Genomic DNA, 11,385 nt, shown 5'->3' with positions numbered 1-11,385 from the left:
GGCGTCTCGAAGCATAGGGCGGCTTATGCCCGAAAAGAGGCATCGTTTCCATGACGACGGAAAAATATCCCTCTATCCTGCCGTCATCTTCCCGCCATTCGGCCGCATCCGGCCGTGATCAATTGCGAGGCCTGATATGACGATGCGTCCGCCCGCCACCGTGGGCATGAAGCTGGCCGAGGTCGATACACCGGCGCTTATCCTGGACCTCGATGCGTTCGAGGCGAATTTGCAGCGGATGGCCCGGTCGGTCGCCGGCACGCCGGTCCGGCTGCGGCCGCACGCCAAGTCGCACAAATGCGCCGAGATCGCCAAGCGGCAGATGGCGCTGGGCGCCGTCGGCGTGTGCTGCCAGAAAGTCTCCGAGGCCGAGGCGATGGTCGAGGCCGGCATTCCCAACGTGCTGGTCAGCAACCAGGTCGCCGGCCGGCAGAAGCTGGACCGGCTGGCGGCGCTGGCGAAACAGGCCGAGTGGATCGGCGTATGCGCCGACGATGCCGGCAATGTCGACGCCATCGACGAGGCCGCCGGCCGCGCCGGGGTGATCCTGCCGGTGCTGGTGGAGATCGATGTCGGGGCCGGGCGCTGCGGCGTCCAGCCGGGCGAGCCGGCCGTCGCCCTGGCGAAGCACATCGCCGCCAAGCCGAACCTCTCCTTCGCCGGCGTACAGGCTTATCAGGGCCGCGCCCAGCATCTCCGCACGTTGGAGGAACGCCGCGCCGCCATCGACACTGCCATCGCGCTCACCCGCAAAACGGTGACGGCGCTGGAAGCCGCCGGTCTCGACTGCCCGATTATCGGCGGCGCCGGCACCGGCACGCATGCGTTGGAGGCCGCGTCGGGCATCTATAACGAATTGCAGGTCGGCTCCTACGTCTTCATGGACGCCGATTACGGGCGCAACCTGAAGGCCGACGGCAAGCCGGTGGACGAATTCCGCCACAGCCTGTTCATCTACGCCACGATCATGAGCCACCCGGCCCCAGAACGCGCCTATGTCGATGCCGGGCTGAAGGCGTTCAGCGTCGATTCCGGCCTGCCGCTGGTCTTCGACATCGAGGCGACGCTGGAGCGCGCATCGGACGAGCATGGCAATTTGGCGCTGGCCAAGCCGGCCAACCGCTCGCTGGTCGGCGAGAAGCTGCGGCTGATCCCCGGCCATTGCGACCCGACGGTCAATCTGTACGACTGGATCGTGTGCGTGCGCGGCGGAATTGTCGAAGACGTATGGCAGGTAACCGCCCGCGGGGCGCTGCTGTAGCTGGTCGCGGGGGCGGTAAGCGGCTAGGGTCGCGCTCATGCTGACCCCAAGCCAAATCCAGACGCGCTGGTCCACCGTTCCCGCCAATGTGCGCGGCATGTTCTGGATGGCGCTGTGCGGGCTTATCTTCGCCAGCTTCATGGCCATCGTGCGCCTGTTGAGCCACCAGATGCATCCGGTGCAGGTTTCCTTCCTGCGCTACTCGCTGGGGCTGGCCTTCATGGTGCCGCTGATCCTGCGGATGCGCGCGCAGGATTTCCGCGCCGCGAACCTGCCGCTGCACGCCATGCGCGGCATCGGCCACGGCGTCGGCGTCATGCTGTGGTTCTACGCCATGAGCCGCATCCCCATCGCCGAAGTCTCGGCCATCGGCTTCACTGCGCCGGTCTTCGCCACCCTGGGCGCGGCGCTGCTGCTGGGCGAGAAAATCCGGCTGCGGCGCATCCTGGCCATCGTGATGGGGCTGTTCGGCGCTTTCGTGGTGATCCGCCCCGGCTTCGCCGTGGTCGATCCCGGCGCCATCGCTATGCTGATCACAGCACCCTTGTTCGGCTTCTCCGACGTGTTCGCCAAGATGCTGATGCGCAAAGAGAGCGGGCCGGCGGTGGTCGGCTTCCTGTCGCTGTTCGTCACGCTGGTGACGCTGGGGCCGGCGATCTATGTCTGGCAGACCCCGACGCTGGAGCAATGGGGGCTGGCCTGCCTGATCGCCTTCCTGGCCAATCTGGGCCATCTGTCGATGATGCACGCCTTCAAGATCGCCGAGATGTCGGCGGTGCAGCCGGTGAAGTTCCTGCAGCTCCTCTGGGCGGCGCTGATCGGCTTCATGGTGTTCGGCGAGCTGCCCTCGGTCTGGACCTGGGTGGGCTCGGCCATCATCGTGCTCAGCGCCTATTACATCGCCCGGCGCGAAGCGGCGGCGCGGCGCGGCTTGTAGAGAGCGGCCGCAATCCCTATCCTGTCGGTTCCGCAGCCATTTCGCCAAAGAACGATGCCCGACGATATTGCCGACAGTTGCTCCGCCCGACCTAGCGCGCGCCAGTGCGGCGATAGCGACGAGGAAGGGCCACGACGAACGCCCCGACCCGCTAAGAGCAATCGATCGAAGGCCCCGGCGGCATGTTGATCTGGGAAATTCTGATCGTCGTCGGCCTAGTGCTGCTGAACGGCTTCTTCGCCATGTCGGAAATGGCGCTGGTGTCCTCCCGCCGCGCCCGATTGCAGCAGATGGCCGACGAAGGCAGCCGCCAGGCCGCCGCGGCGCTGCGGCTGCTGGACGACCCCACCCGCTTCCTATCCACCGTGCAGATCGGCATCACGCTGGTCGGCGTCTTCGCCGGCGCCTATTCCGGCGTGACGCTGGCCCAGCCGCTGTCGCTGGCCCTGGCGGATACGCCGCTGCCGGCGCAATACGCCTATCCCGTCGCATTGACGCTGGTGGTGGTGGGCATCACCTACCTGTCGCTGATCATCGGCGAGCTGGTGCCCAAGCGCCTGGCGCTGGTCCATGCCGAGAGCATCGCCGCCTTCGTCGCCCGGCCGATGGGGCTTCTGGCGACGGCGGCGGCGCCGCTGGTCTGGCTGTTGCGCGTGTCGACCGAGACGGTGCTGCGGCTGCTCGGCATGCATGACGCCAAGGGCAGCCCGATCACCACCGAGGAAATCCGCACCCTGATCGCCGAGGGCCGCGAGGCCGGAGCGATAGAGCAGGCCGAGCGCGAGATGATCGACAGCGTGCTCGGCCTGGGCGACCTGCAAGTCCGCGGCGTCATGACGCCGCGTTACGAGGTGGTCTGGCTCAATCTGGACGACGACGCCACCGAGATCCGCGCCAAGCTGGAGCAAAGCGGCCATTCCCGCTTTCCGGTCGCCAAGGGCGGGCTGGACGATTTCGAGGGCGTGGTCCAGTCCAAGGACATGCTGGAGCATCTGCTGAAGGGAGAGGCGCTGGCGCTGAAACCGCTGCTGCGCCAGCCGCTTGTGGTGCATGAGCGCACCTCGGTGCTGAAAGTGCTGGAGATGTTCCGCAACAGCCCGGTGCACATGGCCATCGTGGTCGACGAGTATGGCGGCTTCGAGGGGCTGGTGACGCCGACCGATATCCTGATCGCCATCGCCGGCGACCTGCCGGAGCACGGCGCGATGCAGGGCGACGACGCGGTGCGCCGCGCCGACGGCTCCTGGCTGATCGACGGGGCGATGCATGTGCAGGATGTCGAGCGGGTGCTCGGCCGGGGCGTCATCCCGGTCTCCGAATCCTATCAGACCCTGGCCGGCTTCATCCTGTGGGAGCTGGGCCGCCTGCCGGAAGTGGGCGAGACGCTGGAATATAATGGCTGGCGCTTCGAGGTGATGGACATGGACGGCCGCCGGATCGACCGGCTGCTGGCCAGTCTGGCCGATCCCACGGCCGGGGAAAACTGACGCTCACCAGAAACCGATGACGATGGCCAGCGTCAGCAGGGCGACGCCGATCACCTGGGTGCGATAGTCGGCCAGCACGCTATGCCGGCGGTCCGGCGCGACCAGCCCGCGATGCCACATCAGGCCGGCGGGGTCGCGCGCATTCTCGCCCGGCAGCGCCAGGCTGACCACGATGCAGACCAGCGCGCACAGGCCGGTGGCGATGCCGGCGGTGATGGTGAAATGCAGCGTCAGCCAGCCGGTCTGCGCCGCCGTCAGCGAGGCCAGGCCCAGCACATGGCCGAAGATCAGCGTCGCCAGCGCCGCATCGGCCGTCACCCGCCGCCAGACCATGCCGATGACGAAGATCGCCACCACCGGCGGCACGGCGTAGGAGAAGATTTCCTGCAGATAGGCGAAGATGCCAGGGAAATTGCCGATCATCGGCGCCCATAGCGCGGCCACCGCCATGAAGCCCAGCGTCAGCATCCGGCCCAGCCGCAGCGCGCCCTTCATGCCGAGATTCTCGCGCCTCTCTTCGCTGAGGAAATCGAAGAAAACCAAGGTGGAGGCGGCGTTCAGCGTGCTGTCGATGGTCGACATGATGGCCGCGATCAGCGCCGCCAGCACCAGCCCGCGCAGGCCCACCGGCAGCAGTTCGGTCACCAGCGTGGGGAACACTTCGTCCGGCCGCTCGATGCCGGGCAGGATGGCGACCGCCATCGCGCCGGGCAGCACCATGACGAACAGCGGCGTAAGCTTCAGAAGCCCGGCCAGCGTGAGGCCCCAGCGGGCATGGTCCAGGCTGCGCGCGGCCAGCGCGCGCTGCACGATGTACTGGTTGGTCGACCAGTAATAGAAGCCCAGGACTGGCACGCCGATCAGCGTTCCCAGCCAGGGCAGGTGCTCGTCCTCCAGCGGCCGGATCAGCGACAAATGCCCCTCCGGCAGGCCGCCGGTCGCCGCCTGCCAGGACCAGCCATTGTCGGCGAAGATGATCAGCGTCAACGCCGTGGAACCGGCCAGCAGCACGATGGCCTGGATCACGTCGGTATAGACCACGGCCCGCAGGCCGCCGGCCACCGTATAGAGCCCGGCGAACAGCGCCAGCCCCAGGCAGGTCGGCCAGAAGGGCAGCCCCGGCACAAACACCTGCAGGATCAGCGCGCCGGCATAGATGCTGCCGGCGGTATCGACGAAGATCGACAGGAAGATGGTCATCGCCGAGATGTAGCGCCGCACCCGGCCGTCATAGCGCTTCTCGAAATATTCCGGGATGGTGGACAGCCGGTTGCGATAGAAGATCGGCACGGTCACGAAAGCCATGACCAGGAACAGCAGGCCCGCCATCCATTCGTAATTCGCGACCGAAATGCCGGCGCTATAGGCCTGACCCGACAATCCCACCAGGGTCGTACCCGAGATGTTCGAGGCAAACAGCGAGAACCCGATGGTCGCGAATCCCAAGCCGCGCCCGGCCAGGAAGAAATCGTCGGTATCCTTGATATGGCGCGACGCCAGAAAGCCGATGACGAAGACCGCAATCGCATAAACGGCAACGATGAATGCATCGATGGCCGGAAATTCCGCCATGCCCCTGTCCGATCGTTATTTTCGATTTCTTATCAGGGATTAGCCCAAGCCACCCGCCCGGATCAACCTTTAGGGCCGATCCTCGATCAAAAAGCCAGCCAGCCTGACGTAACAACTGCTTCAGCGGGCTGCTGAAATTATTCATCAGCCCGCGGCGCGAATCCGTTCCAGGCGCTCGGCATGCACATGGATCGGAACATCGGTTCCGTGGCGCAGCGCTGCCGGATGATCATTCAGTTCCAGCAGCTCCGGCACCATCATGCGGACCTTCTCGACCAGTGCCTCCAGCGTATCCGCTTCGGTCGCCAGTCCCGGCACGCCGCTGTCGGTGACATACCACACCCGGGCTTCGGCATCCCACTCAACGAAAATGTCAAAAGGCTGTGTCATTGCGGCGGCCTTCGGCTGTTGCGACTGGCGTCTTAGCAGCAAATTCTCATTTCACCGCCGTGATCTCGATTTCCACCTGCCAGTCCGGCTTGGCCAGCGCGGGAACGTAGACCAGGGTGGAGGCGCAGACATGGCCGGCCATCACGCGGTCGCGGATCGGCCGCAGCAGGGCGATGTCGGCGGCCCCGTAGACCAAGTATATCTGCATCTTCACCACATCGCTCCAGGCCATCTGCGCCTCGGCCAGGATTTCCGACAGATTGTGGAACACCGCCTCGACCTGCCCGGCGAAATCGGCGGGGGTGGTGCCGTCCGGCCGTTCGCCGACCTGGCCGGAGGTCATCAGAATCGTGGCGTCGGCCGGCAGCGAGACGGCGTGCATATAACGGTTGCCGGTCGGCACGGCGATGCTCTTTGGGTTGAAGAAGCGGGCTTTCATCGGCGTCCTCCGTTTTGCCTGCGGTCTATTTTCCTGGCCGAGCTGCCATGATAGAGCATGCCGGCCATAACCCGTCAGCCCTCTTGGAATTGCCTGTCCGCATCCCTAACATCCGGTCAGGCGATTTTTAACGACCTTATCCGAAAAGCATTAGGAGCCACCGCCATGTATCCCGAGGTTTCCCTCTATATCGACGGCAAATGGTGCAAGGGTGCCACCGGCCGCAGCGAGCCGATCCTGAACCCGGCCACCGAGGAGGAAATCGGCACCGTTCCGCATGCCGACAAGGCGGACCTCGACCGCGCGCTGGCCGCCGCCGAAAAGGGCTTCGAGCAGTGGCGGAAGGTCTCCGCCTATGATCGCTCGAAGATCATGCGCAAGGCCGCCGACCTGCTGCGCAGCCGCGCCGACGCCATCGCCAAGGTGATGACGCTGGAGCAGGGCAAGCCGGTCGCCCAGTCCAAGGGCGAGACCCTGGCCGGCGCCGACGTTATCGACTGGTTCGCCGAGGAAGCGCGCCGCACCTATGGCCGCGTCATCCCCGCCCGCGCCGACGGCATCTATCAGCTGGTGATCAAGGAGCCGGTCGGCGTCGTCGCCGCCTTCACGCCGTGGAACTTCCCGATCAACCAGGCGGTGCGCAAGATTTCCGCCGCCCTGGCCGCCGGCTGCTCGATCATCATCAAGGGCCCGGAGGAAACCCCGGCCTCCTGCATGGAACTGATCAAGGCCTATATCGATGCCGGCGTGCCGGCGGGCGTGATCAACCTGGTCTATGGCGTGCCGTCGGAAGTCTCCGAATATCTGATCCCGCACCCGATCGTCAAAAAGGTCACCTTCACCGGCTCCACCGCCGTCGGCAAGCAGCTGGCCGCCCTGGCCGGCCTGCACATGAAGCGGGTCACCATGGAGCTGGGCGGCCACGCTCCGGCCATCGTGTTCGAGGATGCCGACCTCGACACCGCCGTGAAGATCCTGGGCGTGAACAAGTTCCGCAATGGCGGCCAGGTCTGCGTCTCGCCGACCCGCTTCCTGGTGCATGAATCGTTGTATGGCAAGTTCGTCGACGCCTTCACCGACATCGCCAAGAACACCAAGGTCGGCAATGGCCTGGAGGACGGCATGGATATGGGCCCGCTGGCCAATGGCCGCCGCGTCACCGCCATGGAGGCGCTGGTCGCCGACGCCGTGACCAAGGGGGCCACCGTGAAGACCGGCGGCAAGCGCATCGGCAATAAGGGCTATTTCTTCGAGCCGACGGTGCTGACCGATGTATCGGACGATGCCCGCATCCTGCATGAGGAGCCGTTCGGCCCGGTCGCCCCGATCATGCCGTTCACCAGCTTCGACGAGGTGGTGAAGGAAGCCAACCGCCTGCCCTACGGCCTGGCGGCCTATGCCTACACCAACTCCGCCAAGACCGCGAACGCCATCGGCGCGGCGGTCGAGAGCGGCATGGTGTCGATCAACCATCACGGCCTGGCCCTGCCGGAAGTGCCGTTCGGCGGCATCAAGGACAGCGGCTATGGCAGCGAGGGCGGCTCGGAGGCCATCGAAGCGTACCTCAACACCAAGTTCGTCACCCAAGCCGGGCTGTAAGCCTCGCTTACCCGGAAAGGCCGGCGCGGCAACGCGCCGGCCTTTTTGCTTTTGCCCCGCTTGCCAAGCCCGCCCGGCGCGCCTATGCATGGACGCCATCGCGAACGCCATTAACGGGTAAATCCTTGTCCATCGCCTTGAGCCGGTCGCGGCTGCTGCGCTCGCCCTTCCTGGTCTTCTACAGCCTGTTGCGGCATCGGCATCTGATTGTGCAAATGTCGATGCAGGAGGTCCGTGCCCGCTATAGCGGCTCGGTGCTCGGCATCGTCTGGTCGTTCTTCAACCCGCTGCTGCAGCTCACCGTCTATACCTTCGTGTTCGGCTATATCTTCCAGGCCCGCTGGGGCATGGCGACAGGCGATGGCGGTTTCGCCTCGAAGCTGGAATTCGCCGTGATCCTGTTCACCGGGCTGATCCTGCACAGCTTCTTCGCCGAATGCATCAACCGCGCGCCCGGCCTGATGCAGGAAAACGCCAATCTGGTGAAGCGCGTCGTCTTCCCGCTGGAAGTGCTGCCCTGGGTTGCCGTCGGCTCGGCGCTGTTTCATCTGGCGGTCGGGTTCTGCGTGCTGGCCATCGGCATCGTGGTGGTGTTCGGCACCGTGCATTGGACGGCGATCCTGGTCGTGCTGCCGATTCTGTCGCTGCTGCTGATCGCGGTCGGCGCAACCTGGTTCCTGGCCTCCATCGGCGTGTTCTTCCGCGATATCGGGCAGGCGATGGGGCCGGTCACCATGATCCTGCTGTTCGTCAGCCCGATCCTGTTCCCGGTCGACCGGCTGCCGGAAACCTTCCGCTTCCTGCTGCTGCTGAACCCGTTGACCATTCCGGTCGAGCAGGCGCGCGCCGTGCTGCTGTGGGGCGAATTGCCGAACTGGCTGCTGCTGGGCCAGCATTTCGCCGTCGGCCTTGTTATTGCCTGGATCGGCTATTACTGGTTCGCGCGCACCCACAAGGCCTTCGCCGACGTCATCTGAGCTTCGAGCCCGCCCATGCGTCCATCCGTCGTCATCATTCTCGGCATGCATAATAGCGGCACCTCGCTGCTGGCCCGCTTGGCCGCCCTGCTCGGCCTGCGGTTGGGCGAGCAGGTGCTGACCCGCGCCGATTTCGCGGTCGCCCCCGCCTATGATTATTGGGAGCATGCCCGCATCACCGCCCTGCAGGACGAGTTGCTGAGCGTGCTCGACCGGCATTGGAGCCAGCCCAGCAGCCATTGGCCGATTCCGCCCGCCCTTTGGGACCGGCCGGAAGTGCGGCGCATCGAGCAGGCGCTGCGCGACGTGGTGGCGGTGGAATTGGCGCAGGCCGGCGGCGCGCCCTGGGGCTTCAAGGATCCCCGCACCGTGCGGCTGATGCCGCTGTGGCGGCGTATCCTGGCCCGGTTGGACGCCGAAACGCGCTATCTGATCAGCCTGCGCGACCCGGCGACGGTGACCGCCTCCTTCGCCAGCAAGGGCCAGGTCGCCCCCGCCGATGCCGAAGCGTTGTGGCGTCGCCATTATGTCGAGGCGCTGGCGGCGACGCAGGGCCAGCCGCGCCTGGTGGTGGATTACGATGGCTGGCTGGAACGGCCGGAAGTGCAGATCGACGCGCTGGCCGGCTTTCTGGGAGCGTCGGCACGCGGGCCACAGGCGCTGGAGGCCGTGCGCGCGGCCATCGACCCCACGCTGCGCACCATGCGCGCGCAGCAATTTCAGCTCTCGCCCCTGACGCTGCAAACCGCCGAATGCCTGCGCGCCATGGTTGGCGGCGTGGAACCGGCGGCGCGGATCGACGCGCTGCTCGCCGCCGCCGGCGCGGCCGACCGGCGACCGGCCGCCTGATGGAATTTCCGCCGCTCGTCGCGCCAGACGGCCCCGCCGCGCAGGGTGCCGCCGTGAAGCGCCGCATCGCCATCGTCACCGCCGAGATATTGGGTCCGGTACGCAATGGCGGCATAGCCACCGCGCTGACCGGCCTGGCCGAGGCGCTGGCGCTCGACGGTCACAAGGTGGATATCCTGTTCGTCGATCTAGCGAACAGCGCCGTCGACAGCATGCAGGGCTGGGTTGCCCATTACGCCGCCAAGGGCATCAGCCTGTCGCGGCTGCCCGGCGGCGCCGACCTGCCCACCCTGTCGCACGCCGCCGCCGACTGGCTGGCCACCCGCACGCCGGAGATCGCGCATTTCCATGAGTGGCTTGGCCTGGGCGCGGCCGCCCTGGCGCAGAAGAAGAGCCGCCGGCGTTTCCGTGGCACGCTGATGGTGGTCGGCGCGCACGGCCCCAGCGCCTGGGCTGCGGAAGGCAACGGAACGCCGCTCGATCCCGAGATCGACGCGCGGGAGCGCCAGAGCGTGGCGCTGGCCGATATTCTGATCAGCCCCAGCGCCTATCTGCTCGGCTGGTACCGGGATCGCGGCTGGACATTGCCGGCGCGTTGCCATGTGCAGCAGAATCTGCTGCCGCTGCGCCCCGATCCCCCTGCCCCGCGCCACCGCCTGCCGGTGCGCGAGCTGGTGTTTTTCGGCCGGCTGGAACAGCGCAAGGGCGTGGTGCTGTTCTGCGACGCGCTCGACCGGCTGAAGCTCCCGCCCGGCCAGCGCGCCGGCCTGACCGTCACGCTGCTGGGCAAGACCGCGCCGGTCGATGGCCAGGACGGGCTGGCCTACACGCTGGCCCGCGCCCAAGGCTGGGGCCTGCCGGTGCAGCATATCGGCGATAAGGATACCGAAGCGGCGCTGGCCTATCTGCGCCAGGATGGCCGGCTGGCGATCATCCCCTCGCTGATCGAGAATTCGCCCTGCACCGTACTGGAATGCCTGCTGGAGGGAATTCCCCTGCTGGCCGCCAATGTCGGCGGCGTGGCCGAGCTGATCGCCCCGCAGGACCAGGCGCTGCTGTTCCCCGCCACCGCCGACGCCCTGGCCGCCCGGCTGGAGGCGGTGCTGGCGACGGGGGCCGCGACCGGCAGCCCCGCCATTCCGCAATCCCTGGTGCGGACGCAATGGCTTACCTGGCACGGCGCGCAGCGAACCGAGACGCCCGGGCTGCGGGGCTGGCTTATGCGGTTCTTTACGAAGCGTTAACGCATTCCCCCTCATTGTTTACGGGCATTTGGTGCAATTTTTCGTAAATAGGGAGGGGCTGTGTTACTTGCCGGCAAACCGGTTTCAAGCTTCGCGGTCGCCTCGCTTGCGGGCGATGCGCTGCCGGACGAACGGCTGCGCGGCCTGTTTCTGTATTGGCGCGACAAGCATAACCCCGACAGGGCCGAAGCCTTCCTGCCCGGCCGCGCCGCGATAGACCCGCTGGATTTCCCCCGCCTGCTGCCGAACATCATGCTGCAGGATGTCGAACCGCCCGGCCCCAGGCGCTTCCGCTTCCGGGTCTTCGGCACCGAGATCGCCCGCACCATCGGCCTCGACGGCACCGGGCGCTATACCGAGGATCTGTTGCCCAGCCCCTATCTCGATTATGTGCTGTTCATCAACCAGCAGGTCATCGACACCCGCCGCGCGCTCTATTCCGAGACGCCCTACCATGAGGAGGGCAAGGCCTCGCACAGCCTGACCTATCGGCTGCTGCTGCCGCTGGCCGCCAATGGGCGCGATGTCGACATGATCCTGGCCTGCCAGTATTTCGCCTTTCGCGGCAATCTGGGCGACTGGGAGGGCGACTGGCTGAATCTGGAGCCGCGAACCCTGCTGCTGGACTGA

11 protein-coding genes are annotated in these 11,385 nt (G+C 66.4%); 8 read left to right on the top strand and 3 right to left on the bottom strand.

All coding sequences use genetic code 11. The features are described 5' to 3' along the window. Positions 1-136: 136 nt before the first annotated feature. The 3 genes from AUP43_RS04635 to AUP43_RS04625 all read left to right on the top strand — a co-directional run bounded on the left by AUP43_RS04635 (position 137) and on the right by AUP43_RS04625 (position 3,685). A complete protein-coding gene (locus AUP43_RS04635) occupies positions 137-1,261 on the top strand; it encodes a DSD1 family PLP-dependent enzyme (RefSeq protein ID WP_067553236.1) in 1,125 nt (374 codons plus the stop codon). 37 nt (positions 1,262-1,298) lie between these two features. Further along, positions 1,299-2,198 (top strand): DMT family transporter, encoded by a 900-nt coding sequence (locus tag AUP43_RS04630; RefSeq protein WP_198154825.1) that lies wholly within the window; start codon positions 1,299-1,301, stop codon positions 2,196-2,198. Positions 2,199-2,380: 182 nt separating this feature from the next. Further along, positions 2,381-3,685, top strand: a complete 1,305-nt coding sequence (locus AUP43_RS04625; protein ID WP_067553234.1) for a hemolysin family protein — start codon at positions 2,381-2,383, stop codon at positions 3,683-3,685. 3 nt (positions 3,686-3,688) lie between these two features. On the opposite strand, the gene AUP43_RS04620 is transcribed toward AUP43_RS04625, so the two are convergent. The 3 genes from AUP43_RS04620 to AUP43_RS04610 form a co-directional block, all read right to left on the bottom strand. Then, complete coding sequence (locus AUP43_RS04620) at positions 3,689-5,257, bottom strand: sodium:solute symporter (RefSeq protein WP_067553232.1); 1,569 nt, start codon at positions 5,255-5,257, stop codon at positions 3,689-3,691. A gap of 144 nt (positions 5,258-5,401) precedes the next feature. Beyond that, on the bottom strand, positions 5,402-5,647 hold the full coding sequence (locus AUP43_RS04615) for a DUF1902 domain-containing protein (protein ID WP_067553230.1): 246 nt from the start codon (positions 5,645-5,647) through the stop codon (positions 5,402-5,404). A gap of 46 nt (positions 5,648-5,693) precedes the next feature. Then, on the bottom strand, positions 5,694-6,086 hold the full coding sequence (locus AUP43_RS04610) for a RidA family protein (protein ID WP_067553229.1): 393 nt from the start codon (positions 6,084-6,086) through the stop codon (positions 5,694-5,696). A gap of 165 nt (positions 6,087-6,251) precedes the next feature. Here AUP43_RS04610 and AUP43_RS04605 point away from each other — a divergent pair, with 165 nt between their 5' ends. From AUP43_RS04605 to AUP43_RS04585, 5 genes are all read left to right on the top strand, one after another. Continuing rightward, entirely contained in the window at positions 6,252-7,685 is a 1,434-nt protein-coding gene (locus AUP43_RS04605) for an NAD-dependent succinate-semialdehyde dehydrogenase (RefSeq protein ID WP_067553227.1), read from the top strand. Between the two features lie 125 nt (positions 7,686-7,810). Next, entirely contained in the window at positions 7,811-8,662 is an 852-nt protein-coding gene (locus AUP43_RS04600; RefSeq protein WP_232314875.1) for an ABC transporter permease, read from the top strand. A gap of 15 nt (positions 8,663-8,677) precedes the next feature. Further along, the gene (locus AUP43_RS04595) at positions 8,678-9,511 is read left to right on the top strand and encodes a sulfotransferase family protein (RefSeq protein WP_067553225.1); all 834 of its coding nucleotides are present in this window, start codon (positions 8,678-8,680) and stop codon (positions 9,509-9,511) included. Continuing rightward, on the top strand, positions 9,511-10,755 hold the full coding sequence (locus AUP43_RS04590) for a glycosyltransferase family 4 protein (protein ID WP_067553223.1): 1,245 nt from the start codon (positions 9,511-9,513) through the stop codon (positions 10,753-10,755). Before AUP43_RS04595 ends, AUP43_RS04590 begins: the two co-directional genes overlap by 1 nt. A gap of 60 nt (positions 10,756-10,815) precedes the next feature. Continuing rightward, positions 10,816-11,385: a PAS domain-containing protein gene (locus tag AUP43_RS04585; RefSeq protein ID WP_067553221.1), complete on the top strand. Its 570-nt coding sequence runs from the start codon at positions 10,816-10,818 to the stop codon at positions 11,383-11,385.

The organism is Oceanibaculum pacificum (assembly GCF_001618175.1).
Classification (GTDB): Bacteria; Pseudomonadota; Alphaproteobacteria; order Oceanibaculales; family Oceanibaculaceae; genus Oceanibaculum; species Oceanibaculum pacificum.
This window is presented reverse-complemented; position numbering and strand designations above follow the sequence as displayed.